The 24,034-nt window shown below is 73.6% G+C and carries 23 protein-coding genes; 7 read left to right on the top strand and 16 right to left on the bottom strand.

Features of this window, described 5'->3' with window-relative positions:
• Positions 1-31: 31 nt before the first annotated feature.
• The 3 genes from ACFSHS_RS03250 to ACFSHS_RS03240 all read right to left on the bottom strand — a co-directional run bounded on the left by ACFSHS_RS03250 (position 32) and on the right by ACFSHS_RS03240 (position 3,782).
• Positions 32-1,501: a phytoene desaturase family protein gene (locus tag ACFSHS_RS03250; protein ID WP_376871633.1), complete on the bottom strand. Its 1,470-nt coding sequence runs from the start codon at positions 1,499-1,501 to the stop codon at positions 32-34.
• A gap of 62 nt (positions 1,502-1,563) precedes the next feature.
• Entirely contained in the window at positions 1,564-2,595 is a 1,032-nt protein-coding gene (meaB, locus tag ACFSHS_RS03245) for a methylmalonyl Co-A mutase-associated GTPase MeaB (protein WP_376871631.1), read from the bottom strand.
• Positions 2,592-3,782, bottom strand: a complete 1,191-nt coding sequence (locus tag ACFSHS_RS03240; protein WP_376871629.1) for an acetyl-CoA C-acetyltransferase — start codon at positions 3,780-3,782, stop codon at positions 2,592-2,594. Before ACFSHS_RS03240 ends, meaB begins: the two co-directional genes overlap by 4 nt.
• A 195-nt stretch (positions 3,783-3,977) precedes the next feature.
• Here ACFSHS_RS03240 and mce point away from each other — a divergent pair, with 195 nt between their 5' ends.
• The 4 genes from mce to ACFSHS_RS03220 all read left to right on the top strand — a co-directional run bounded on the left by mce (position 3,978) and on the right by ACFSHS_RS03220 (position 8,604).
• Positions 3,978-4,442 (top strand): methylmalonyl-CoA epimerase, encoded by a 465-nt coding sequence (gene mce / locus ACFSHS_RS03235; RefSeq protein WP_376871626.1) that lies wholly within the window; start codon positions 3,978-3,980, stop codon positions 4,440-4,442.
• Positions 4,443-4,535: 93 nt separating this feature from the next.
• Positions 4,536-5,867 (top strand): crotonyl-CoA carboxylase/reductase, encoded by a 1,332-nt coding sequence (gene ccrA / locus ACFSHS_RS03230; protein ID WP_376871624.1) that lies wholly within the window; start codon positions 4,536-4,538, stop codon positions 5,865-5,867.
• Between the two features lie 162 nt (positions 5,868-6,029).
• Complete coding sequence (locus ACFSHS_RS03225) at positions 6,030-7,169, top strand: coiled-coil domain-containing protein (protein WP_376871622.1); 1,140 nt, start codon at positions 6,030-6,032, stop codon at positions 7,167-7,169.
• A gap of 112 nt (positions 7,170-7,281) precedes the next feature.
• Positions 7,282-8,604, top strand: coding sequence for a class F sortase (locus tag ACFSHS_RS03220; RefSeq protein WP_376871620.1), 1,323 nt, complete (start codon positions 7,282-7,284; stop codon positions 8,602-8,604).
• Positions 8,605-8,701: 97 nt separating this feature from the next.
• Here the strand turns inward: ACFSHS_RS03220 and ACFSHS_RS03215 are convergent, their stop codons facing one another.
• The 4 genes from ACFSHS_RS03215 to nucS form a co-directional block, all read right to left on the bottom strand.
• Positions 8,702-8,938 carry a hypothetical protein gene (locus ACFSHS_RS03215; RefSeq protein ID WP_376871618.1) on the bottom strand — a complete coding sequence of 79 codons (237 nt, stop codon included), beginning with the start codon at positions 8,936-8,938 and terminating at the stop codon, positions 8,702-8,704.
• Between the two features lie 72 nt (positions 8,939-9,010).
• Positions 9,011-10,792 carry a 3-hydroxyacyl-CoA dehydrogenase family protein gene (locus ACFSHS_RS03210; protein WP_376871615.1) on the bottom strand — a complete coding sequence of 594 codons (1,782 nt, stop codon included), beginning with the start codon at positions 10,790-10,792 and terminating at the stop codon, positions 9,011-9,013.
• A 98-nt stretch (positions 10,793-10,890) separates the two neighbouring features.
• Positions 10,891-11,652 carry a DUF5995 family protein gene (locus tag ACFSHS_RS03205; protein WP_376871613.1) on the bottom strand — a complete coding sequence of 254 codons (762 nt, stop codon included), beginning with the start codon at positions 11,650-11,652 and terminating at the stop codon, positions 10,891-10,893.
• Positions 11,653-11,821: 169 nt separating this feature from the next.
• On the bottom strand, positions 11,822-12,493 hold the full coding sequence (gene nucS, locus ACFSHS_RS03200) for an endonuclease NucS (RefSeq protein WP_376871611.1): 672 nt from the start codon (positions 12,491-12,493) through the stop codon (positions 11,822-11,824).
• A 57-nt stretch (positions 12,494-12,550) separates the two neighbouring features.
• Between nucS and ACFSHS_RS03195 the strand changes: the two genes are divergently transcribed.
• Positions 12,551-13,435 carry a hypothetical protein gene (locus ACFSHS_RS03195; protein ID WP_376871608.1) on the top strand — a complete coding sequence of 295 codons (885 nt, stop codon included), beginning with the start codon at positions 12,551-12,553 and terminating at the stop codon, positions 13,433-13,435.
• A gap of 23 nt (positions 13,436-13,458) precedes the next feature.
• Here ACFSHS_RS03195 and ACFSHS_RS03190 read toward each other — a convergent pair whose 3' ends face one another.
• The 4 genes from ACFSHS_RS03190 to ACFSHS_RS03175 all read right to left on the bottom strand — a co-directional run bounded on the left by ACFSHS_RS03190 (position 13,459) and on the right by ACFSHS_RS03175 (position 18,467).
• Entirely contained in the window at positions 13,459-13,716 is a 258-nt protein-coding gene (locus ACFSHS_RS03190) for a hypothetical protein (protein WP_376871606.1), read from the bottom strand.
• A gap of 243 nt (positions 13,717-13,959) precedes the next feature.
• Positions 13,960-15,306: a dicarboxylate/amino acid:cation symporter gene (locus tag ACFSHS_RS03185; RefSeq protein WP_376871604.1), complete on the bottom strand. Its 1,347-nt coding sequence runs from the start codon at positions 15,304-15,306 to the stop codon at positions 13,960-13,962.
• Positions 15,307-15,582: 276 nt separating this feature from the next.
• Positions 15,583-16,356, bottom strand: coding sequence for an enoyl-CoA hydratase-related protein (locus tag ACFSHS_RS03180; RefSeq protein WP_376871602.1), 774 nt, complete (start codon positions 16,354-16,356; stop codon positions 15,583-15,585).
• Positions 16,357-16,412: 56 nt separating this feature from the next.
• Positions 16,413-18,467 (bottom strand): protein meaA, encoded by a 2,055-nt coding sequence (locus ACFSHS_RS03175; RefSeq protein WP_376871599.1) that lies wholly within the window; start codon positions 18,465-18,467, stop codon positions 16,413-16,415.
• A gap of 136 nt (positions 18,468-18,603) precedes the next feature.
• On the opposite strand from ACFSHS_RS03175, the gene ACFSHS_RS03170 reads away from it, so the two are divergent.
• Positions 18,604-18,930, top strand: coding sequence for a hypothetical protein (locus ACFSHS_RS03170; protein ID WP_376871596.1), 327 nt, complete (start codon positions 18,604-18,606; stop codon positions 18,928-18,930).
• Positions 18,931-18,958: 28 nt separating this feature from the next.
• Here ACFSHS_RS03170 and murA read toward each other — a convergent pair whose 3' ends face one another.
• Positions 18,959-20,239: a UDP-N-acetylglucosamine 1-carboxyvinyltransferase gene (murA, locus tag ACFSHS_RS03165; protein WP_376871594.1), complete on the bottom strand. Its 1,281-nt coding sequence runs from the start codon at positions 20,237-20,239 to the stop codon at positions 18,959-18,961.
• Between the two features lie 141 nt (positions 20,240-20,380).
• Between murA and ACFSHS_RS03160 the strand changes: the two genes are divergently transcribed.
• Positions 20,381-20,986, top strand: a complete 606-nt coding sequence (locus tag ACFSHS_RS03160; protein ID WP_376871592.1) for a cob(I)yrinic acid a,c-diamide adenosyltransferase — start codon at positions 20,381-20,383, stop codon at positions 20,984-20,986.
• Positions 20,987-21,043: 57 nt separating this feature from the next.
• On the opposite strand, the gene ACFSHS_RS03155 is transcribed toward ACFSHS_RS03160, so the two are convergent.
• The 4 genes from ACFSHS_RS03155 to atpD all read right to left on the bottom strand — a co-directional run bounded on the left by ACFSHS_RS03155 (position 21,044) and on the right by atpD (position 23,973).
• Positions 21,044-21,445 carry a DUF2550 domain-containing protein gene (locus tag ACFSHS_RS03155; RefSeq protein WP_376871589.1) on the bottom strand — a complete coding sequence of 134 codons (402 nt, stop codon included), beginning with the start codon at positions 21,443-21,445 and terminating at the stop codon, positions 21,044-21,046.
• Positions 21,446-21,494: 49 nt separating this feature from the next.
• Entirely contained in the window at positions 21,495-21,884 is a 390-nt protein-coding gene (locus ACFSHS_RS03150; RefSeq protein WP_376871587.1) for a F0F1 ATP synthase subunit epsilon, read from the bottom strand.
• Positions 21,885-22,094: 210 nt separating this feature from the next.
• Positions 22,095-22,277 (bottom strand): hypothetical protein, encoded by a 183-nt coding sequence (locus ACFSHS_RS03145; RefSeq protein ID WP_376871585.1) that lies wholly within the window; start codon positions 22,275-22,277, stop codon positions 22,095-22,097.
• A gap of 250 nt (positions 22,278-22,527) precedes the next feature.
• Entirely contained in the window at positions 22,528-23,973 is a 1,446-nt protein-coding gene (gene atpD / locus ACFSHS_RS03140; RefSeq protein ID WP_376871583.1) for a F0F1 ATP synthase subunit beta, read from the bottom strand.
• Positions 23,974-24,034 lie beyond the last annotated feature (61 nt).

The raw sequence follows: 24,034 nt of genomic DNA, 5'->3' as shown, positions 1-24,034 counted from the left end.
AGAAACGAGACGGCCCCGCCTCGTACCGAGGTCAGTGCAGGGGCGGGCGCAGGGGCGGCACCGATCGGAGGCCGAACACCTCACGCAGGGCGACCTGCGCGGCGTTGTCGCCGCACGCTCCGTGGACCGCGGGCCCGGGAGGCGTGGCGGCCGAGGCGAGATACACCCCGCGCACCGGCGTCTTGTAGGTGTTCCAGCGGGGCACCGGGCGGGCCAGCATCTGGCGCAGGGTGGCCTGCCCGTTGGAGATGTCGCCGCCGAGGTAGCTGGGGTTCCACCGCTCCATCTGGACAGCGTCCTTGGTGTACCGCTCCACCACGGTGTCGCGGAATCCGGGCGCGAAGCGCTCGATCTGGTTCTCGATGGCCTCGGTCATGTCGACGTCGGCGCCGTGCGGGACGTGCACGTACGCCCAGAGGATGTGCCCGCCGTCCGGCGCCCGGGTGGGGTCGGGCACCGTCGGCTGGACGGCGAGGACGTAGGGCCGGTCGGTGAGCCGCCCCTGGTTGGGCGCCCGCTCTCCCGCGATCGTCTCGTCCAGGGTGCCGGCGACGTGGATGGTGCCGGCCCGGCGGACGTCGGGATGGGTCCAGGGCACCGGCTCGGAGAGGATCCAGTCGATCTTGAAGACGCCCGCTCCGTGGCGGTACCGGGACACCCAGCGGCGGTAGCCCTCGTGCACCCGCTCGCCGGCCATCGCGACGAAGGCCTCGGGAGTCGTGTCGAGCAGCACGGCGGGGATCCCGTCGAACTCCCGCAGGTCGGTGACCTCGTGCCCCGTCACGACCTCGCCGCCCTGCTCCTCCAGCGCGGTCACCATCGCGTCGGCCAGTTTCTGCGATCCGCCCTCGATCAGCGGCCATCCGACGTGGTGGGACAGCATCGTGAGCAGCATCCCCAGCGCCGACGTCAGCGGCTGGCTCAGGTCGAGCATGCCGTGCGCGGCGGCGCCGCCCAGGAGCGCTCGCGCCTCCTCTGTGTCGAAGTACCGGTGCGCCAGCCACCGCACGTTGGGCAGTCCGTTCAAGCCGAAGGAGACGATCTGCGGCACGCTTCGCGTGGGCAGCCGGCGCAACCGGCTGGTGAGGAAGAAGTCCACGACGTCGGTGCCGTGCTCGACCAGCGGTCCGAACAGCCGGCGGTAGGCCGGCCCGTCCTCGCCCAGACCGGCCGCCGTCCGCTCGAGCGACCGGTGGGAGACCGACGCCCGGCCGCCGTCGAGCGGATGGGCGAAGTTGATCTCGGGGTGCACCAGGCGGACCCCGCGACTCTCCAGGTCGAACTCGCGGAAGAACGGCGCCGCGGCCGCCATGGGTTGCACGATCGAGCAGACGTCGTGGACGTAGCCCGGACGCATGAGCTCCTCGGTGCGCATGCCGCCACCGGGACGCCCGGCCGCCTCCACCACCTGCACCCGCAGACCGGCCGCGGCCAGCCGGAGGGCGGCGGCCAGCCCGTTCGGTCCGGCGCCCACGACGACGGCGTCGGGTCGTGCGCTCACCCGGTCCACCCCACCGCTGCGCTCATCCGCCCATCCTGGGCGGACGACGCCGGGCCCGCAGGTCAGAGCTGGGCGAGCAGCTCGTCCGCGGCGCGGTACGGGTCGGTCTCCCCCGCCACCACCGAGTCGGCCAGCGAGCCGAGGGCCGCCGAGCCGTGCACGTCACCCATGCGCTCCCGCAGCGAGGCGAGCGCGATCGCCTCGATCTCCCGCGCCGCGCGCTCGCTGCGCCGGCGCCGGCCCTCGCCCGAGGACTCCAGCCACTGCCGGTGCGCCTCGACCTTCTCCAGCACCTCGTCGATGCCGTTGTCGGTCTCCCGGGACGCCACCGTCCTGCAGATCGGCGGCCGCCAGTGGCCGGCCTCGGAGTGCCGCCCACCGAGGGAGAGCATGTAACGGAGGTCGCGGACGGTCTGGTCGGCGCCGTCCCGGTCGGCCTTGTTGACGACGAAGACGTCGGCGACCTCGAGGATCCCCGCCTTCGCCGCCTGGATCCCGTCGCCCATCCCCGGGGCCACGAGCACCAGCGTGGTGTCGGCCAGGGACGCGATCTCCAGCTCCGACTGCCCGACGCCGACGGTCTCGACCAGCACCACGTCGCACCCCGCGGCGTCGAGCACCCGCAGGGCCTGCGGCGTGGCCCAGGAGAGGCCGCCGAGGTGCCCCCGGGAGGCCATCGACCGGATGTAGACACCGCTGTCGCCGGCGTGGTCCTGCATCCGCACGCGGTCACCCAGCAGCGCGCCGCCGGAGAACGGCGACGAGGGGTCCACGGCCAGGACGCCGACCCGCTTGCCGGCCTGCCGGAGGGCGCGCACGAGGGCGGCCGTCGTGGTGGACTTGCCCACCCCCGGGGAGCCGGTCAGCCCGAGGACCTGGGCGTGGCCGGTGTGCGGCGCGAGGGCGGCCGCGACCTCGCGCAGGACGGGGCTGGCGTCCTCCACCAGGGAGATCAGCCGGGCGACCGCCCGGGCGTCGCCCTCGCGTGCCCGCCGGACCAGCGTCGGGACGTCGGCAGCGCGGCGCCCCCGCCGCCCGGTGAGGGCGGCGGGGGCGGGCGTCTGGATCGCGGTTCCCTGCGGGGACTCGGTCACGCCTCGGCGGGCACGTGCAGGATCAGCGCGTCGCCCTGACCCCCGCCGCCGCACAGCGCGGCGGCACCGACGCCGCCACCGCGACGGCGCAGCTCCAGCGCCACGTCCAGCACGATCCGGGCGCCGCTCATGCCGATCGGGTGGCCGAGGGCGATCGCGCCGCCGTTGGGGTTGACCTTGTCCGGGTCGATCCCGAGTTCCCGCGTCGAGACGATGGCGACGGCGGCGAAGGCCTCGTTGAACTCGACCAGGTCCAGGTCCTGGGGGTCGATGCCCTCGCGTTCGCAGGCCCGCTGCACCGCCCGCGACGGCTGGCTCTGCAGGGTCGCGTCCGGCCCCGCCACGACGCCGTGCGCCCCGATCTCCGCGATCGGCGTGATGCCGAGCTCGGCGGCCTTCTCCGCGCTCATCACCACGACGGCGCAGGCACCGTCGGAGATCTGCGAGGCGGTGCCGGCGGTGATCGTGCCGTCCTTGGCGAAGGCCGGCTTCAGCCTCGACAGGGTCTCGACCGTGGTGTCGGCGCGGACGCCCTCGTCCTCGCGGAACTCGATGGGGTCGCCCTTGCGCTGCGGGATGAGGACCGAGGTGATCGCCTCGTCGAAGATGCCGTTCTTCCCCGCGCGCGCGGCCTTCTGGTGGCTCTCCGCGGCGAAGGCGTCCTGCTCCTCGCGGGTCAGGTCGTACCGGCTGTTCGCCTGCTCGGTGAGCGCGCCCATCGCGACCTGGTCGAAGGTGTCCGACAGGCCGTCGTGGGCCATCGAGTCGATCAGCGTCGTGTCGCCGTACTTGGTGCCGGTGCGCGAGTTCGCGAGCAGGTGCGGCGCCTGGGTCATCGACTCCTGGCCGCCGGCCACGACGATGTCGAATTCGCCGGCGCGGATGAGCTGGTCGGCCATCGCGATGGCGCTCAGGCCGGACAGGCAGACCTTGTTCACGGTGATCGCCGGCACCGTCATGGGGATGCCGGCCGCGACGGCGGCGGGGCGGGCCGGGTTCTGGCCGGCGCCGGCCTGCAGCACCTGTCCCATGATGACGTACTCGACCTGGTCGCCGGAGATCCCCGCCCGCTCCAGCGCCGCCTTGATCGCGATGCCGCCGAGGTCGGCCGCGGAGAAGTCCTTGAGCGAGCCGAGCAGCCGGCCCATGGGGGTGCGGGCGCCACCGACGATGACGGAGCGGGACATGGGGCCTCCAGTGCCGGGCCGCCGACGCCGGCGACCGGATCTTCAGGGCCGACCGCGCGGACGGCGCGGGCCGGGCTGCTCCCAGGATAGGACGCCGGGTGCGCCGAGCCACCGGGCTCCGGCACACCCGTCCCCGCGCGTGACGCGCGCCACACCCATGTGTCGTCTCAGACGTCTTAGCGGCAGGATGCCCGCGTGACCACCAACCACACTGCGCCTCCCGGCCTGCCGCCGGGGCTGTTCACCGCGATCGACCACGTGGGCATCGCCGTGCCCGACCTGGACGAGGCGATCGCCTTCTACGCGCAGGCCTTCGGCGTGCACTCGGTGCACGAGGAGACGAACGAGGAGCAGGGCGTCCGCGAGGCGATGCTCGCCGTGGGCGACGGCGACACCCGGATCCAGCTCCTGGCCCCGCTGACGCCGGAGTCCACGATCGCGAAGTTCATCGGTCGCAGCGGCCCGGGGTTGCAGCAGCTGGCCTTCCGCGTCGACGACGTCGAGGCGGTCGGCGCCACGCTGCGCGAGCGCGGCCTGCGCCTCCTCTACGACACCCCCCGGCGCGGCACGTCCGGCAGCCGCGTGAACTTCGTGCACCCCAAGGACGCCGGCGGCGTCCTGGTGGAGCTGGTCGAGCCGGCCCCCCGGCCCGCCTCCTGAACTGCTCTCGCCTCGCCGGTTACCCACCGGTAACATCGCGCCACCCGTACCGACCCGCACCGCCTCCGAGCCGACGATGACCCAGGAGTTCGCGTGAACGAGATCAGGGACGCCATCCTCAGCGACCAGCTGGACGCCGTGGGAGGGCTGGCCGTGCCGGAGTCCTACCGGGCCGTGGTGGTCCGCAAGGACGAGCAGGACATGTTCGAGGGCCTGACCACCAAGGACAAGGACCCGCGCAAGTCGCTGCACGTGGAGGAGGTGGCCACCCCGGAGCTGGGCCCGGGCGAGGCGATCGTGGCGGTGATGGCCTCCTCGGTGAACTACAACACCGTCTGGACGTCGATCTTCGAGCCGGTCTCCACGTTCGGGTTCCTGGAGCGCTACGGCCGGGTCTCGGAGCTGACCAAGCGGCACGACCTGCCCTACCACGTGGTCGGCTCCGATCTGGCCGGCGTCGTGCTGCGGGTGGGCCCGGGGGTGAACAGGTGGAAGCCCGGCGACGAGGTCGTGGCCCACTGCCTGTCGGTGGAGCTGGAGGACCCGGCCGGCCACGACGACACGATGATGGACCCGCAGCAGCGGATCTGGGGCTTCGAGACCAACTTCGGCGGGCTGGCCGAGCTGGCGCTCGTCAAGAGCAACCAGCTGATGCCCAAGCCCGGCCACCTGACCTGGGAGGAGGCCGCCGCCCCCGGCCTGGTCAACTCCACCGCCTACCGCCAGCTGGTGAGCAGGAACGGCGCGGCGATGAAGCAGGGCGACGTCGTCCTGATCTGGGGCGCCTCGGGCGGCCTCGGCTCCTACGCCACCCAGATGGCCCTCAACGGCGGCGCCATCCCGGTCTGCGTGGTGAGCAGCCCGGAGAAGGCCGACATCGTGCGGAAGATGGGCGCCGAGCTGGTCATCGACCGCTCCGCCGAGCAGTACTGCTTCTGGAAGGACGAGGACACCCAGGACCCCAAGGAGTGGCAGCGCCTGGGCAAGAAGATCCGCGAGCTGACCGGCGGCGACGACGTCGACATCGTCTTCGAGCACCCCGGCCGCGACACGTTCGGCGCCAGCGTCTACGTGACGAAGAAGGGCGGCACGATCGTCACCTGCGCCTCCACCACCGGGTACATGCACTCCTACGACAACCGCTACCTCTGGATGAACCTCAAGCGGATCATCGGCTCGCACTTCGCCAACTACAAGGAGGCGTGGGAGGCCAACCGGCTCATCGACAAGGGCCTGATCCACCCGACCCTGTCCAAGGTTTACCCCATGGAGGAGGTCGGCCAGGCCGCCTGCGACGTCAAGGGCAACCTCCACCAGGGCAAGGTCGGCGTCCTCACCCTCGCCCCCGAGGAGGGCCTGGGGGTCCGCGACGCCGAGAAGCGTGCGAAGCACCTCGCCGCCATCAACCGCTTCCGCGGCGTCTGAGCCGTCGGGCAGGGGCCCGGTCCCGGCACCGGACCGGGCTTCCTGCCGATAGTGTTCGTCCGGCGGCCACTACCGGCAGGGGCGGCGGCTCAGCCGCCCCACTGGCCCCGGGTGTCCCGCCGACACGCTGACGGCCCCATGACCTTCTGGGAGTATGACCGCATGAGCGATCCCCGCCACGACCCGTTGTCGCTGCACGACGCGCAGCACTCGTTCGACGTCGTCCTGCGGGGCTACGACCGCAGCCAGGTGGCCGAGACCATCGAGCGGCTCGAGGCGGACTTCCGGATCGCCCTGGCCGACCGCGATGCCGCCGTCGCCCGCTCCGCCGACCTGGCCAGCCAGCTCTCGGCCCTGCACGGCGAGATCGAGTCGCTGCGCCGCAAGGCGGCCACGGCGTCGGCCCCGACGTTCGAGAACATCAGCGAGCGGATCCAGCACATGCTGACGCTCGCCGAGGAGGAGGCCGGCGAGATCCGCCGCGCCGCCGAGCTCGACGCGCAGGCCGTCCGCGAGCAGACCGCGGCCGAGGAGCGGGCGCTGCTCGAGCGGCACGCGGCAGGGCAGGCCGAGGTGGAGCGGATGCTCGCCGAGGCACGCCAGAACGCCGAGCAGATCATGCAGAAGGCGCAGCAGCGTGCCGACGAGCTCGTGGCCAAGGCCCAGGAGCGGGTCGCCCGGCTCGACGCCGAGTCGCAGGCACGCCGGGCCAAGGTCGAGGAGGACTTCGACATCGCGCAGCGGGCCCGCCGCGCCGAGGCCGCCGCGGCCGAGGAGGAGCGCGAGCGCGTCTCCACCCAGGCCGCGCGCCAGCGGATCGCCGCCGCGGAGCAGCACGCGGCCCAGCTCATCGCCGAGGCGGAGGCCAAGGCCGAGGCCATCCGCGAGGTGCGGGACGAGCTCACCAGCCGGTTGCTGCAGGCTCGTCAGCTGCTCAGCACGCTGCCCGAGCTCAGCGACCGCCCACAGCAGCCCACGCCCGCACCGGCGCCGAGCCCCGCCCCGGTCACCGGCCTGGCCACGGGCTCGTCGAGCGGCACCACCTCCCCGGTCGCGCCCGCCCGCGAGACCGAGCGCCGTCCGCAGCCGGCGCCGCAGGTCACCTCCACGGCGCCCGCGGCAGCCCCGCAGACCTCCCCCCGGGGCGAGAGCGAGGCGGCCGCGGCCCGGCAGCCCACCCGGCCGGAGCCGGCCGCGACCCGGCAGCTGCCGATGCCGCCGCGCCCTGGCACCTCCCCGACTCCCGTCCAGGGGCCGCCGACCCAGGCGATCGACCAGCCGGTCGGCCAGGGGCGTTCCTGAGACAGGACCCTCCTGCCGGGTCCCGCCGCCCCTGGCTCGCGGCGCGACCCGGCCGGGGGGCCGGCGCGGGCTGTTCGTCGTCGGGCTCTGGGCGGTCCTGTGGTGCCTGGGCGTGCCGCCGGCGGCCGCCGAGGACACCGGCCGGCTGCTCGTCGCCCACCTCTCCCCCGACACCCCGGCCGTGGACGTCGCAGTGGCACCGGTGCCGCCGGGCGCCGACGGACCGCTGACCGACCCGGGCCCCGACCTGGTCACCGGCCTCGCCTACGGCGCGGTGAGCGACCCCGTCGCTCTCGCCCCGGGCACCTACGCGGTCAGCGTGCGCGCCGCGGGCAGCGACGGCACGGTCGCCCCGGTGCTGTCGGCCCGCGTGGAGGTGCCCGCCGGGGTGATGCGCACGGTGACGCTGTCGGGCCGGTTCGCCGACGTCGCCCTGCGGGCGCTCCCGGCCGACCGGACCGCTCCCCCCGCCGGCTCGGCGCGGGTCCGGGTCCTCGCCGCGGCCGGGGAGGTCCCGACGCTCGACGTGTCCGTGCCCGGAGGGCCGGACCTGGCCACGGCACTGGCGTTCGGCAGGACCGGTGAGTACCGGACCGTCGCTGCCGGGACGACGACGCTCGGTGTCGCGGGCAGCACCGGCGCACCGGCGCGGGTGGCGGTTCCGTTGGCAGCCGGCTCGGTGGTCACCCTGGTGGTGCTGGACCGCCCGGGAGGCGGGCTGACCGTCCGGCCGGTCGTGGAGGCGGCCGGGCCGACGGTCGTCCCGGCCGGTGGCGTGGAGGCCGGCGGCGGCACGATGCCCGGCGCGCCGGCCGCGCTGCCGATCGCCGGAGCCGCGGCCGCCCTGCTCGCGGCGACCGGCCGCCGCGGGCGTGCGCTGCTCACGGTCGGCTGCCTGGCGACGGCCACGGCCGTCGCGGCGCCCATGACCCCCGCCGCAGCGGCATCCGGAAGCGGCCCGGTGGTCCTCGGGACCGGTACCGGACCCGGGCCCGCGGCTCCGCCGGTGCGACTGGCCGTTCCCGCGGCCGCCGTGGACGCTCCCCTGGCCGGGGTGCGGCTGGACGCCACGGGTGCACTGGTGCCTCCGGCCGACCCCGCCGTCGCCGGGTGGTACACCGGCGGCCCGGTCCCGGGCTCCCCGGGTCCGGCGGTGATCGCCGGCCACGTCGACTGGGCGGGTGCCCCGGGAGTCTTCGCCGGGCTGGCCGGTCTGCGGCCGGGCACCGAGATCGTCGTCGGGCGGGCCGACGGAAGCACGGTGACCTTCATCGTGACCCGGGTGGTCCGCCGGGCGAAGAACGCCTTCCCGTCCGTCGACGTCTACGCCCCCACGGCCGGCGCCGAGCTGCGGCTGATCACCTGCGGAGGCGCCTTCGACCGCGCGGCGGGCAGCTACGAGGACAACGTGATCGTCTTCGCCCAGGCGGGGTGAGCGAGCCCGCCGCGGGTCCCTTCGCGGACGCATCGGGACCCGTCCCGGCTCCCGCCCCGATCTGGCGACAGATGGGGAGGACGAGGTCCTCGTCCCGTCACCGGCGGCGGTCGCGGGAGCGCCAGCAGGTCAGGTGCCAGTGCCGCCGCCGACCGGCGGCGGAGTCGGTGTCCCACGGGTCGAGGTCGGACGCGCGGGCATAGGCGGGCCAGGTGACGACGTGCGGGGTGCCCGGCCGGATCTCCTGGTCGCAGCCCGGGCAGCGATAGGTCTTCGCGGTGGCCGCGCCGGTGACCGCCCGGACCACCCAGTCGCCGTCCGCGCTCTCCTCCACCTGCTCGCGCCGACGGGGCGGCGGCCGGTTCGGGGACCGGCCACCGGCCCGTGATCGTCGGCGCGCCAAGCGTCAGCGGTTCGCGTAGTCCCGGAACCCGCGGCCGGTCTTGCGGCCCAGGTAGCCGGCGGTGACCAGGTGCTCGAGCAGCGGGGCCGGCGCGAAGCCCGGCTCCCGGAACTCGGTGTAGAGCTCCCGCTCGATGGCCAGGGAGACGTCCAGGCCGACGACGTCGAGGAGCTCGAAGGGCCCCATCGGGTACCCGCAGCCGACCTTCATGGCGGCGTCGATGTCGTCGGCGGTGGCGTAGTGCGCCTCGAGCATCTTCACGGCGTCGTTCAGGTACGGGAAGAGCAGCGCGTTGACGATGAAGCCGGCCCGATCGGTGCACGAGACCGCGTGCTTGCCCAGCTGCGCGCAGACCGCGTGCGCCGTAGCCGCGACGTCCGGCGCCGTGGAGATGGTCGAGACCACCTCGACGAGCTTCATGACCTGCGCCGGGTTGAAGAAGTGCATGCCGACGACGTCGGCCGGGCGGCCGCTGGCCTTGGCGCACTCGATGACCGGCAGGCTGGAGGTCGTGGTCGCCAGCACGGTGCCGGGCTTGGTGATCTCGCCCAGGTTGGCGAACAGCGCCTCCTTGATCGACAGCGACTCCACGACGGCCTCGATGACGAGGTCGCGGTCGGCCAGCTCGTCCAGCGACGTCGTCCCGGTGACCCGGCCGAGGACGCCGTCCCGGGTGGCCTCGTCGAGCCGGCCGCGCACCACCTGCTTCTCCAGCGACCTGGTCAGCTCCTTCGTCACCGCCTCGACCTTCTCGGGGGTCCGGGCGACGAAGCGCACGTCGTAGCCGCCCTTGGCGACCACCTCGATGATGCCCGCGGCCATCGTGCCCGAGCCCACGACGCCGACCTTCTGCACCGGCCGGGCGCCCTCGGCCGCACTTCCGGCGGCCGGCGTCTGGTCGTCGGGCACCACCTCGGCCGAGTCGGGCCCGGCGTAGGTGTAGAAGCCGCGGCCGGTCTTCCGGCCCAGCAGCCCCGCCGTCATCATCTGCTTGATGATCGGGCTGGGCGCGTGCAGCCGGTTGCGCGACTGCTTGTACATCGTGTCGAGGATCTCGTAGGCGGTGTCGATGCCGATGAGGTCCATGAGCGCCAGCGGCCCCATCGGCAGGCCGCACCCCAGCCGCATGGCGGCGTCGATGTCCTCGCGGCTGGCGTAGCGGTTCTCGTACATGGCGACCGCGTGGTTCAGGTAGCCGAACAGCAGCGCGTTGGCGATGAAGCCCGCCTTGTCGCCGATGGTCACGTCCACCTTGCCCAGCCGCTCGGCCAGGGCCTCGACGTCCTCGACGACCGAGGGCTCGGTGACGACGGTGCGCACGACCTCGACCAGCTTCATGACCGGGGCCGGGTTGAAGAAGTGCATGCCGATGACCTTGCTCGGCCGGCCGGTCGCCACCGACAGCTCGGTGACCGAGAGGCTCGAGGTGTTGGTCGCCAGGATCGTGTCGGGCGGGCAGATCTTGTCGAGCTGGGCGAAGATCTCGGTCTTCAGCTCCATCCGCTCGGGCACCGCCTCGATGACCAGCTCGGCGGAGGCGAGGTCCTCCATCGACGTGGTGAAGCGGATCCGCTCGAAGATCGCGTCCCGGTCGGCCGGGTCGAGCTTGCCGCGGCTCACCGCGCGGTCGGTGGAGTGCTCGACGTGCGCCCGGCCCCGGGCGAGGGCCTCGTCGTTGACCTCCACGGCGGTGACCGACAGGCCCGCCCGCGCGAGCACCTCCGCGATGCCGGCACCCATGGTGCCCAGTCCCACGACGCCGACCTCGTTCAGTTCCCTGGCCACGCTGCCATCTCCTTGTCGCCGGTGATCGCGGGCAGTCTCTCACCCGCTTCCCGGCGCCGCTCGGGGCCTACCGGCCGGTAACCCGCCGGCGGTCGGGGTCAGCCGTCGAGCGCCCGCAGCGTCTCCTGGACCCCGGCGCGCTCGGTGGCCCGCACCAGGTCGAGCGCGGCCGGCAGCGGGAACGGCGGGGCCAGGACGACCCGGGCCAGGCCGCTCGCGTACCGGTCGAGCATCTTCTCCGTCGCCTCCTGGGCCTCGGGCTCCTGCCGGGCCAGGAGCACCGCGGCGTCCCAGGCCTCCGACCGGGCCTTCCGGACGTTGAAGCCGACGATCTCCTCGTCCAGCCGGCCGAGGACGACGTCCAGCGCACCCAGCAGCGGGGACAGCACCGCCAGGCGGGTCTGCAGATCGCCCAGGGCGACGGTCAGGATGCCGTTGATCAGGTCGAAGTCCCGCCGCAGACCCATGATCGCGTCGCCCGGGCACATGCGGGCGCAGACGACCGGCAGGTCCAGGTTGATGTGCGCGTTGACGCCGAGCGCCAGGTGCTGCACGAGGACCGGCCGCTCCTCGTCGGTGGCCCGGAAGGCGGTCCGCCAGCTGCGGCTCGGCCGGCCGCCCGACCGCCAGGCGTCCAACGCCTCGAAGTAGCGGTTCGCGAAGGCCGCGTCGAGCCGGCTCATCCGCTCGCCGTCGTCGAAGACGCCCTCGTCGATGCCGCGCGCGACGGCGACGGTGACCTGCCGGTACAGCGCGGCGAAGTAGCCGACCCGGCTCCCGGCCGCGAGGGAGTCGTCGACGACCTCCCGCAGGGCCTCCAGGACGTCGTCGATCGTCTCCGCACGGCGGGGGCCGGTCATGGCCCCACCCTGGCGGGCGTCCCGGGGCCTGACCAGAGGGGACGACGCCGTTCGAGGGGACGCCGCCGTTCGAGGGGACGCCGCCGTTCGAGGGGACGCCGCCGTTCGAGGGGACGCCGCCGTTCGAGGGGACGCCGCCGTTCGAGGGGACGCCGCCGAGGGAACGCGGTCAGAAGAGCCGCTGGGTGGGGTCGTCGGTGCCCTTGAGGACGGCGTAGTCGACGGTCACGCAGTCGATGCCACGGTCGGCGGCCAGCACCCGGGCCTGGGGCTTGATCTCCTGCGCGGCGAACACGCCCTTGACCGGGGCGAGCAGCGGATCGCGGTTGAGCAGCTCGAGGTAGCGGGTCAGCTGCTCGACGCCGTCGATCTCCCCGCGCCGCTTGATCTCCACGGCCACCACGGCGCCGGAGGCGTCCCGGCAGAGCAGGTCGACCGGCCCGATGGCGGTCGGGTACTCACGGCGCACCAGCGACCAGCCGGCCCCGAACGTCTCCACGTGCAGGGCGAGCAGGCGCTGCAGCTCCGCCTCGACGCCGTCCTTCTGCAGGCCCGGGTCGGCGCCGAGCTCCTGGGAGTGGTCGTGCTCGACGGCCTCGATGGTGATGACGAGCTGCTCGCCGGCCTTGTTGGTCACCGTCCAGGTGCCCGAGCCGTCGACGAGGTCGTCCCTGAGCGTGCACGGCGGGCTCATCCAGTTCAGCGGTTTGTAGGCGCGGTCGTCGGCGTGGATGGACACCGAGCCGTCGGCCTTGACCAGCAGCAGGCGGGTCGCCATCGGCAGGTGGGCGGTGAGCCGACCGATGTAGTCGACGGAGCAGCGGGCGATGACCAGGCGCACGGGCGCCGACGGTACCGGGCGCGGGAACCCCGCCCGCGGCCCCGTCGTCCTCATGGCGTGGGATGGGGGCGAGCCGGGCGGACGGCGGCCTTCCTCGTGCTCCTGTCCCTCACCGCCTGCGCGGATCGCGACGGCGCCGGCCCGGGTGCGGCCGGCGTGCCGCAGGACGACGACGCGCTGGTGCTGCGCGTGGAGCTCACCGGTGGCTTCGTCCCGCCCGAGACGATCCCGGCCCGCCTGCCCCTCGTCAGCGTCCACGGCGACGGCCGGGTGCTCCTCGAGGGGCCGGTCGAGGCGATCCACCCCGGTCCCGCCTGGCCGAACGTCCAGGTCGTCGACGTCGGCCGCGACGGGGTCCGGGCACTGGCCGACCGGGCCCTCGCCGCGGGCGTCGCGGAGACCGGCGACCTCGGCATGCCGCCGCTCGCCGACGCGCCGTCCACCCGGTTCACGCTGGTGACCTCCGGCGGAACCCACGTGCGCGAGGTGTACGCGCTCACCGAAGCGGCGGGCCTGCCCCGCGGCGGGCTGACCGAGGCCCAGGAGGCCGCTCGCGAGGAGCTGCGCGCCCTGCTGGGTGAGCTGACCGACCTGGGCCTGGCCGAGCCCGGGAAGCGGGGGCCGCGGCCGTGGACCCCGGACGCCGTCGCCGCCGTCGTCCGCCCGTGGACGGCCTCGGAGGACGACGTGGCGCACGGTCTGGTCCCCGCCCCGGTGCCCTGGCCGGGCCCGGCGCTGCCCGGCGAGGCCCTGGGCGCCTCCCCGGGGCTCAGCTGCGTCGTGGCCGAGGGCGAGCAGGCGGAGGCGGTGATCGGAGCGGCGCGGAACGCGACCGCGCTGACCCCGTGGTCGGCCCCGGACGGCACCCGCTGGTCGGCGCTGTTCCGGCCCCTGCTGCCGGACGAGAGCGGCTGCGCCGACCTCCCGGGGCAGGGCGGGTGAGACATCGGCCGCCCCCGTGGCGGTCAGGCGGGATCGAGCACACCCACGTGGGCCAGCAGCCTGACCGCGGCCGCGTCGTCGCCACCGACGACGCGGTCGGCGAGCTCCGCCAGGTCCGCGTCGCGATCGGCCGGCAGGTCCTTGACCACCGTCGCCCCGTCCTGCGGCCGGATGCCGGTGATCCGCACGGACCGCGCGCCCGGCAGGCCTTCGATCACCATCTCCCCGGCGAACCCGGGCTCGTGGAGCTCCAGCGCGGCGCGGTTCCGGTCGGCGTCCATGTCCGGCGCACACCCGGCTCCCCCTGGGGACACCCGCACACGCAGACCGGCCCGGCCCTCCGCGTGGAGGACCGGGCCGGCCGTCGGCCCCGTCCCGAGGCTCACCCCGAGCGTGCGAGGGGTGAGGAGGACGGTGGCCCCGTCCCGAGGCTCACCCCGAGCGTGCGAGGGGTGAGGAGGACGGTGGCCCCGTCCCGAGGCTCACCCCGAGCGTGCGAGGGGTGAGGAGGACGGGGTCCTTTCTCAGACGGTTGCGGGCTGCCGCAGGTCGGCGTCCACGCCACCGGTCTCCTCGACCACGGCGAGCGGCTCGGCCGGGCGGCCGGACCGGTAGCGCTCGACGTCGAGGATCCCCTCGCGCTTGGCCACGATCGTCGGCACCAGGGCCTGGCCGGCGACGTTCACCGCGGTCCGGCCCATGTCGAGGATCGGGTCGATCGCGAGAAGCAGTCCGACGCCGGCCAGGGGCAGCCCGAGCGTGGACAGGGTCAGCGTGAGCATGACCACCGCGCCGGTGACGCCCGCGGTGGCGGCCGAGCCCACGACGGAGACCAGGGCGATCAGCAGGTAGTCGGTGATCGACAGGTCCACGCCGAAGAACTGGGCCACGAAGATGGCGGCCAGCGCCGGGTAGATCGCCGCGCAGCCGTCCATCTTGGTGGTCGCGCCCAGCGGAACGGCGAACGACGCGTACGACCGCGGGACGCCGAGGTTCTGCTCGGTCACGCGCTCGGTCACCGGCAGGGTGCCGATGGACGACCGGGAGACGAAGGCGAGCTGGATGGCCGGCCAGGCACCGGCGAAGTACCGCAGCGGCGAGAGGCCGTGCAGGCGCAGCACGACCGGGTAGACGACGAAGAGCACCAGCGCGAGGCCCGCGTAGACGGCACCGGCGAAGACGCCGAGCGAGCCGAGGGACTCCCAGCCGTAGGTCGCGACCGCGTTGCCGATCAGGCCGACCGTGCCCAGCGGCGCCAGCAGGATGACCCACCACAGCATCTTCTGGACGATCGCCAGCGCGGACCGGACGAAGCCGAGGAAGGGCTCGGCGGGCGCGCCCACCTTGAGCGCGGCCACGCCGATGGCCGCGGCCAGCACGATCAGCTGCAGCACGTTGAACGAGAGCGCGCCCTCCGCGGAACCCTGCAGGCCGAGGATGTTGCTCGGCACCAGGCCGGTGAGGAAGTCCCACCAGGAGCCGGTGGTCTCCGGTTCGGTCTGCGCGGCGGCGTCGACGGAGCTGTTGCGGCCCGGCTCGGTCAGCAGGCCGAGGCCGATGCCGATCGAGACGGCGATCAGCGCCGTGACGGCGAACCACAGCAGGGTCTGGCCGGCCAGCCGGGCGGCGTTGGAGACCTGCTTGAGGTTGGCGATGCTGACGATCACCGCGGTGACGATCAGCGGGGGGACGAGGGTCTTCAGCAGCGTGACGAAGGTGCCGCCGATGGTCTGGAGGGTGCTGGTCAGCCAGTTGGGCGAGCCGTCGGCGACGGGGCCCAGGTCCCGGGCCACCAGCCCGAGGACGACGCCCAGTACGAGGGCGAGGAGGACCTGCGCCGCGAACGGGACGCGGCGGAGACGTGCGAGCACGAGGGTGCCTTTCGGAGACTGCGGGGACGTCGGGAGGGGACGGGGGTGCGCGCGGCGTCAACAGCCGGCGGTCGTCACCCGGCCGTAGTCCAGCGCACGCCGTCGCGTGAGCCCCCATACGTTCTGCACGCGAGGGTCAAGGCCATCCGACGGCGCCCGCATCCCGGATGTGGGCGGACTCACCCCGACGGGCGTCCGCGCGCGGGAACCGCCGCGAGCGGCGCGACGTGCGGCAGCGCTCACCCCCGAGGGCGCGAAGGGGGAGGGGGTCCTTCGTCAGTCGGTCCACACGGGCCGGCGCTTCTCCAGGAAGGCCGCGGTCCACTCCCGCGCGCCGGGGAGCTGGCTGGAGGCCGCCATGACCTCGACCGCGATGCCGTAGGCGTCCTGCTCGGGACGGTCGAGCTGGGCGTACAGGGTCTGCTTCCCCAGGCCCTTGCTCGTCCGCGAGCCGCGCGTCGCCCGGCCCAGGAGCTCGGCCACCGCGGCGTCGAGCTCCGCGTCGGGGACCACCCGGTTGACCAGGCCCCACTCCAGGGCGGTGCGCGCGTCGATGACGTCGCCGGTGAGCGCCATCTCCATCGCGCGCTTGCGGCCGACGTTGCGCGCGATCGCCACCATCGGCGTGTGGCAGAACCAGCCACCCTTGCCGCCGGGGGCGGCGAAACCGGCCGACTCCGCCGCGACGGCCAGGTCGCAGGAGGCCACCAGCTGGCAGCCGGCCGCGGTGGCCAGGGCGTGCACGCGGGCCACGACCACCTGCGGCACGTCCTGGATGGTCCGCATGAGCTCGGTGCACAGCTGCAGCAGGCTGCGCACCTCCGGCAGGGCCCGGCCGCCGACCTCGCCGAGGTCGTGACCGGCGCTGAACACGGGGCCCTCCCCGGCCAGCACGATGCCGGTCGCATCCGTACCGCCGACCTCGGCGAAGGCGGTGACCAGTTGCTCCAGGTGGTCGCGGGAGAGCGCGTTCCGCTTGGGCGCCCGCGTCATCGTGATGCGGACGGTGTCGCCGTCCCGCTCGACCCGGGGCGCGCCCTCGCTGCTCATGGGACGACCCCACCACGCCCGCGCGGTCGAGGGCAACCGGCCGGGTGCGTACCCGGTCAGGCCGGCTCCGGGATGCGCTCGCCGGCGTGGGCGGGCAGGCCGTTCGCCTCGCGGATCACGTCGACGATCTGACCCATGATGTCGGTCAGCCCGAAGTCCTTCGGCGTGAAGACGCGGGCCACTCCCTGCTCGCGGAGCCTCCGGGCATCGCTGTCGGGGATGATCCCGCCGACCACGACCGGGACGTCGTCGAGACCGGCGTCCTTCAGGCCCCGGAGGACCGCGGGCACCACCTGCAGGTGGGAGCCGGACAGGACCGACAGGCCGACGACGTGGACGTCCTCCTCGACCGCAGCGGAGACGATCTGCGCCGGGGTGAGCCGGATGCCCTGGTAGATGACCTCGAAGCCGGCGTCGCGGGCCCGCACGGCGATCTGCTCGGCGCCGTTCGAGTGCCCGTCGAGCCCCGGCTTGCCGACCAGGAACCGCAGCCGGCCGCCCAGCTCCTCGCCGGTGGCGCGGACCCGGTCCCGGACGCCGGCCAGGGTGTCGTCGGCCTCGCCGCCACCGGTGGCGGCGGCGACGCCGGTGGGGGCCCGGTACTCGCCGAACACCTCGCGCAGCACCCCGGCCCACTCCCCCGTCGTCACACCCGCTCGGGCGCACTCGAGGGTCGCCGCCATGAGGTTCTCGTCGGTGGCGGCGACCGCGCGCAGCCGCTCGAGCGCCCGCTCCACCGGCTCCGGATTCCGCTCGGCGCGCCACTTCTGCACCGCCTCGCGGGCAGCGGCCTCGACGGCCGGGTCGACCACCATGATCGCGGCGTCGAGGTCAGCGGTCAGCGGGTTGGGCTCGGTGGTCTCGAACTTGTTGACGCCGACGACGACGTCCTCGCCGTTCTCCATCCGGCGGCGGCGCTCGGCCAGCGACGCGACGAGCTGGCCCTTCATGTAGCCGGACTCGACGGCCGCGACGGCCCCGCCCATCTCCTGCACCCGGGCGATCTCGGCGCGGGCGCCCTCGACGATCTCGGCGACCTTCTTCTCGATGACGACCGACCCGGTGAACAGGTCCTCGTACTCGAGCAGGTCGGTCTCATAGGCCAGCACCTGCTGCAGGCGCAGCGACCACTGCTGGTCCCACGGCCGGGGCAGGCCGAGCGCCTCGTTCCACGCGGGCAGCTGGATCGCGCGGGCGCGCGCGTCGCGGGAGAGCGTCACGGCGAGCATCTCGAGCACGATGCGCTGCACGTTGTTCTCGGGCTGCGCCTCCGTGAGACCCAGCGAGTTGACCTGCACGCCGTACCGGAACCGGCGGTGCTTCGGGTCCTGCACGCCGTAGCGCTCCTTCGTCAGCTCGTCCCAGAGCTGGGTGAAGGCGCGCATCTTGCACATCTCCTCGACGAAGCGGACCCCCGCGTTGACGAAGAAGGAGATGCGGGCGACGACCTCGCCGAACTTCTCCTGCGGCACCTGCCCGGAGTCGCGGACGGAGTCGAGGACGGCGATCGCGGTGCTGAGGGCGTAGGCGATCTCCTGCTCCGGCGTCGCCCCGGCCTCCTGCAGGTGGTAGCTGCAGATGTTGATCGGGTTCCACTTCGGCATCGCGGTGACCGTGTAGGCGACCATGTCGGTGATCAACCGCATCGAGGGAGCCGGCGGGAAGACGTAGGTCCCCCGCGACAGGTACTCCTTGATGATGTCGTTCTGCGTCGTGCCGGCGAGCCGGCGCAGGACTTCGTCGGGGTCGGCGCCCGTGCCCTCCGCCTGCTCGATGGCCACCGCCTGGTAGAGCGCCAGCAGCCACATCGCGGTCGCGTTGATCGTCATCGACGTGTTCATCTCGTCGAGCGGGATGCCGTCGAAGAGCGCGCGCATGTCGCCGATGTGGGTGATGGGCACACCGACCTTGCCGACCTCGCCGACCGCGAGCTCGTCGTCGGGGTCGTACCCCGTCTGCGTCGGCAGGTCGAAGGCGACCGAGAGACCGGTCTGCCCCTTCGCCAGGTTGCGCCGGTACAGGGCGTTGGACTCGGCCGGCGACGAGTGGCCGGCGTAGGTGCGCATGACCCAGGGACGGTCGCGCTCCAACGGCTTCGAAGGGAACGGCATACCGGCGGAGTGTAGGGCGGTTACTCGCCGGTAGCATCCCCGCCTCGGGGACCGCACGCGACCCTGACCGGTGGCACACTCGGACGAGCAAGGACCCTCGTGCCCCCCGAGGCACGCGCCGCGCAGGAGGAGGGCAATGCCGGTCGGGGCGGGCAGTGGCCTGCACTACCTGGTGGGGCCGGCGATCGCGTTCGTCGCCCTCGGCCTCCTGGCACTCTTCATGCGGTGGGCGTTCGGTTCCGGGCACGGGCGCCGGCCGAGCCCGCCGGCGACGGACGACGGCCTGCTGACGCTCGTGGCCACGCTGTCCCGCCGCGAGACCGCGCTGGCGCTGCGCGCGGTGCTGTCCGACGCAGGGATCCGGTCCACGGTCCGCTGCCCGGCGCCGCACCGGGCCGACGTGCTGGTCTTCCCCGAGGACGCCGCCCGGGCCCGTTCGCTGGCGACCAGCTTCCCGGGTTGAGGCACCTCCCCTACCCCGGCACGACGGCTCACGCGGGCCGCTGGGTCCGTTCGATCCGGGCGCCCAGACCACGCAGCTGCTCGACGAAGTCGGGATAGCCGCGGTCGACGTGGTGCACCTCCTGCACCTCGGTGACGCCGTCGGAGACCAGCCCCGCGAGCACCAGGCCGGCACCGGCCCGGATGTCGGTCGCGACCACCGGCGCGCTGGAGAGCCGCTCCCGCCCGCGGACGACGGCGTGGTGGCCGTCGATCCGCACGTCGGCACCGAGCCGCACCAGCTCGTTGACGAACATGAACCGGCCCTCGAAGACGTTCTCGGTGATCAGCGCGGTCCCGGTGGAGACGGCGGCGAGCGCCACGGCCATGGGCTGCAGATCGGTCGGGAAGCCGGGGAACGGGAGGGTGACGATGTCGACGCAGCGGGGCCGCTCGGTCATGGCGACCCGGATGCCGTCGGCCCGGGCCTCCACCGTCGCGCCTGCGTCGGTCAGCTTGTCCAGGGCCACGGTGAGGTGCTCGGGAACGGCCCGCTCGATGACGACGTCCCCCCGGGTCATCACCGCACCGATCGCCCACGTGCCGGCGACGATCCGGTCGGGAACGGTCGTGTACGCGATGGGAGCGAGCGCCTCCACGCCCTCGACGGTGATGGTGGAGGTGCCGGCGCCGTCGATGCGGGCGCCCATCGCGCCGAGCATGGCGCAGAGGTCGACGATCTCCGGCTCCCGGGCGGCGTTGTCGATCACGGTGGTGCCGCTGGCCAGCACGGCGGCCATGACGAGGTTCTCGGTGGCGCCCACCGACGGGAAGTCCAGCCAGATGGAGGTGCCGGTCAGCCGGGGTGCGGTCGCCACGAGGAACCCGTGCTCGCTGACGATGGTGGCGCCCAGCCGCTCCAGGCCCGAGATGTGCATGTCGAGGCCGCGCGAGCCGATGGCGTCGCCGCCGGGCAACGCCACCCGCGCGCTGCCGCACCGGGCCACGAGGGGGCCGAGGACGCTGATGGAGGCGCGCATCCGCCGGACGAGGTCGTAGTCGGTCTCGGTGGAAGGCTTGTCCGGGACATCGATGAGGACGCGGCCTCCGCCTCCCCCGCCACCGGTGCGCTCGTACTCCACCTCGCAGCCCAGCCGGCGCAGCACCTCGCTCATGATCGCGACGTCGAGGATGTCGGGCACCTCGTCGATCGTGGAACGCCCCGGTGCCAGCAGCGCGGCCGCCATGAGCTTCAGGGCGCTGTTCTTGGCACCGGTGACCCGGACCCGCCCGGTCAGGGCCGTGCCGCCGGTCACCTCGAAGCACTCCACCGGCCCACCCTACGGTGGCCCCGCTGCGGGGTCCGGCCGCGAGCCCGGTGACGTGCCGGAACGGCCCTCCTGCAGGGACCGGCTCCGAGCGCCAGCGAGGGGCGGGGCGCAGGAGGGTCCTTGCACTTCTAGGCTCGCGGCATGACCGTCCGGCTGACCCGCATCTACACCAAGACCGGCGACGCCGGGCAGACGCACCTCGGCGACATGAGCCGGGTGGCCAAGACCGATCCCCGGCTGGTCGCCTACGCCGACGTCGACGAGACCAACAGCGTGCTCGGCACCGCCCTGGCCCTGGGCGCGCCCGATGCGCGCGTCGCCGGGCTGCTGCGGAGCATCCAGAACGACCTCTTCGACGTCGGCGCCGACCTGTCCACGCCCATCACCCCCGACCCGCAGTACCCGCCGCTGCGGGTGACCGCGGCCTACACCGAGCGGCTGGAGGCGGCCTGCGACGAGTACAACGAGTCGCTGCCGAAGCTGGACAGCTTCATCCTCCCCGGCGGCACCCCGGCGGCGGCGCTCCTGCACCAGGCCCGGGTGGTGGCGAGGCGGGCCGAGCGGAGCGTCTGGGCCCTGCTGGCGGTGGACGCGGAGCGGACCAACCCCGAGACGGCCCGCTACCTGAACCGGCTGTCGGACCTGCTGTTCATCCTGGCCCGCGTGGCCAACCCGGGCGGCGACGTCCTGTGGGAGCCCGGAGCGCACAGCGGCGTCCACGCCCAGCGCTCGGGGACCAGCGAGTAGAAGGACCCCGTACTCCTCCCCCTCGCCGGCTCGGGGCCAAGCCCGGGACGGGGCCCCTCAGCTGCCCGGCGGCGCCGACTCCACCCAGGAGAGGAAACCGGTCACCGTGGAGCCCTCCATGGCGAGCTCCCGCGGACCCTCGGGGGTGGCGATGGCGAGGACGACGACGTCCGAGGGGAGCGCGAGGTCGTCCCGGTTGGGCGTCCGACGCGAGCTCACCCGGATCTCGGAACGGCAGAGCCGTTCGTGCGGCCGCACGGCGAGGGACAGCCCGCGGTACCAGAGCAGGACGTCGCCGCCGTACCAGGCCACCCCCACCGACCACCGCCGGGAGCCGCCCGGCCGCAGCCACATCGTGACCGCCCCCAGGCCGGACAGCAGGAAGCGCCGGCGCAGGAGGAAGGCGACGACGAGCACGACGACGAGGACGCCGAGCAGGACCAGCAGGACCGTGGTCACGGCGCGGCCCGGTGCGGCGGAACCCGTCGCGCGGCAGGAGCCGGGGAGCTCAGGCGCTCTCGCCCGCGGCACGCAGCCGCGACAGGGCGCGGCGGGCGGCCGCGAGGGCCTCCGGGTCGTCGCCGGCGTCCTCGGCCCGGCGCAGCGCCCCGCGGGCCCGCTCCACGTCGATCTCCGTGGAGATCTCGGCGGTCTCGGCGAGGATCGACACCCCGCGATCGGTGACCGACAGGAACCCGCCGTGGGCCGCCACGACGACGTCCTCACCCGACTCGGTGCGGATGGTGACCACGCCGCCGCCCGCCAGCTCCCCCAGCAACGGTGCGTGGCCGGGCAGCACACCCAGCTCGCCCTCGGTCGTGCGGGCGATGACCATCGTCGCCTCGCCGGACCAGATCTTCCGCTCGACGGCCACCAACTCGACCTGCAGGGTCGCCACGACACTCCTCGGGATCCACCCACCAGTGGTGCGGTGCGGTTCGGGTTCGCCGGCCCAGGGACGCGGCGACGGGTCGTGCTCACTCTAGCGGCGTGTCGTGGACCCGCCCGCGCGGGCGGTCGGCCCGGAGCCCGGTGACCGGACGGAGCAGCCACCCCTCAGGGGCACGCGCCGGAGCGTGCGCGGCGTGCGAGGAAGGGTGGTCCTTCCTCAGGCCGAGCGCCGGTACAGGATCGTCCAGCGCCCCAGCCGGAGCCACGGACGACGGACGGTGGAGGCCGGAGCCCACTCGTCGAGCCCGTAACGGTCCGCCTCGGCGGGCTCCCACGGTGCGTACGGCGGCCAGCTCCAGCCCGGATCGGGGCTGCCAGGTGTCGCGTCGTTCGCGTCCACGTCGTTCCTCGTCACGGTGCCCGCGGCTCGGGCGTATCGGTCGAATGGTCGGCGGTGGCGCCACTGACCTGGCGGAACAGTAGCGGCGATCCACCCGCACGGGTGACGGTTCGTTCCTCCGATCGTGATTGGCGGCGGGGGGCGGCCTCCGCCCCGGCCGATTCGTCGCCGGCACGCCGGACGGCCGGGCCTCCGAGGAGGAGCCCGGCCGCCGCCGTGTCGATCGGCCCCGCTTCCGCGGGGTCCTTGCTCAGGCCTTCCGGAGCTTGTCCGCGTTGCGCTCGAGGTCCTCGAGCCCACCGCACATGAAGAAGGCCTGCTCGGGCACGTTGTCGTACTCGCCGTCGGTGATGGCCTTGAAGGCCTGCAGGGTCTCCGACACCGGCACGAACGAGCCGGGCTGACCGGTGAACGCCTCGGCGACGAACATGTTCTGCGAGAGGAAGCGCTCGACGCGACGGGCCCGGTTGACGGTGACCTTGTCCTCCTCGGAGAGCTCGTCGATGCCCAGGATGGCGATGATGTCCTGCAGCTCCTGGTAGCGCTGCAGCACCTGCTTGACCCGCTGGGCGATGTCGTAGTGCTCCTGCCCGATGTACTGCGCGTCGAGGATCCGGCTGGTCGAGTCCAGCGGGTCCACGGCCGGGTAGATGCCCTTCTCCGAGATCGGCCGCGAGAGGACGGTCGTCGCGTCGAGGTGGGCGAAGGTGGTGTGCGGCGCCGGGTCGGTGATGTCGTCGGCGGGCACGTAGATGGCCTGCAGCGAGGTGATGGACCGGCCGCGGGTCGAGGTGATCCGCTCCTGCAGCTCCCCCATCTCGTCGGCCAGCGTCGGCTGGTACCCCACGGCCGAGGGCATGCGCCCCAGCAGCGTGGACACCTCGGACCCGGCCTGGGTGAACCGGAAGATGTTGTCGATGAAGAGCAGCACGTCCTGGTTCTGCTCGTCGCGGAAGTACTCGGCCATGGTCAGCGCCGAGAGGGCGACCCGCAGGCGGGTGCCCGGCGGCTCGTCCATCTGGCCGAAGACCAGCGCGGTGGCCTCGATGACGCCCGACTCGGTCATCTCCGTGATGAGGTCGTTGCCCTCGCGGGTGCGCTCGCCGACACCGGCGAACACCGACACACCACCGAACTCCTGGGCGACGCGGCGGATCATCTCCTGGATCAGCACCGTCTTGCCCACGCCGGCGCCACCGAACAGGCCGATCTTCCCGCCGGCCACGTAGGGCGTGAGCAGGTCGATGACCTTGATGCCGGTCTCCAGCATCTCGGTGCGACCCTCGAGCTGGTCGAACCGCGGCGCGTGCCGGTGGATGGACCAGTGCGGTGCGTCGGCGCCGTAGCCCGGGGTGTCCAGGCACTCGCCCAGGGCGTTGAAGACGTGCCCCTTCGTGACGTCGCCGACCGGCACGCTGATGGCCGCACCCGTGTCGCTGACCTCGGCCCCCCGGACCAGGCCGTCGGTCGGCGCCATCGAGATGGTGCGGACGACGTTCTCGCCCAGGTGCTGCGCCACCTCGAGGGTCAGCGTCTTGCTGAGGTCGGCCAGCGTGACGTCGACCTTCAGGGCGTTGTACAGGTCGGGCATCGCGTCGCGCGGGAACTCGACGTCGACGACCGGCCCGGTGACCCGCACGACCCGGCCGATGCCGGTGGTCTGCGAGGTGGTCGGACGGTCCTCGGTGACGGTCATCTGTAGTGCTCTCCTGCCCTGAGGCTGTATGGGTCTTCGGGTGTGGTCCGGGTCGGTCGCC

It is taken from the genome of Blastococcus deserti (assembly GCF_042682525.1).
Classification (GTDB): domain Bacteria; phylum Actinomycetota; class Actinomycetes; order Mycobacteriales; family Geodermatophilaceae; genus Blastococcus_B; species Blastococcus_B deserti.
The sequence above is the reverse complement of the archived record's forward strand: the minus strand, read 5'-3'. Positions and strand labels throughout refer to the sequence as shown.

Coding starts and splice junctions, on each gene's coding strand:
- atpD (WP_376871583.1), bottom strand. CDS start 23,973: ATGACCGTCACCGAGGACCGTCCGACCACCTCGCAGACCACCGGCATC.
- ACFSHS_RS03225 (WP_376871622.1), top strand. CDS start 6,030: ATGAGCGATCCCCGCCACGACCCGTTGTCGCTGCACGACGCGCAGCAC.
- ACFSHS_RS03180 (WP_376871602.1), bottom strand. CDS start 16,356: ATGAGCAGCGAGGGCGCGCCCCGGGTCGAGCGGGACGGCGACACCGTC.
- ACFSHS_RS03160 (WP_376871592.1), top strand. CDS start 20,381: ATGACCGTCCGGCTGACCCGCATCTACACCAAGACCGGCGACGCCGGG.
- ACFSHS_RS03240 (WP_376871629.1), bottom strand. CDS start 3,782: ATGTCCCGCTCCGTCATCGTCGGTGGCGCCCGCACCCCCATGGGCCGG.
- ACFSHS_RS03170 (WP_376871596.1), top strand. CDS start 18,604: ATGCCGGTCGGGGCGGGCAGTGGCCTGCACTACCTGGTGGGGCCGGCG.
- ACFSHS_RS03190 (WP_376871606.1), bottom strand. CDS start 13,716: ATGGACGCCGACCGGAACCGCGCCGCGCTGGAGCTCCACGAGCCCGGG.
- ACFSHS_RS03175 (WP_376871599.1), bottom strand. CDS start 18,467: ATGCCGTTCCCTTCGAAGCCGTTGGAGCGCGACCGTCCCTGGGTCATG.
- ACFSHS_RS03205 (WP_376871613.1), bottom strand. CDS start 11,652: ATGACCGGCCCCCGCCGTGCGGAGACGATCGACGACGTCCTGGAGGCC.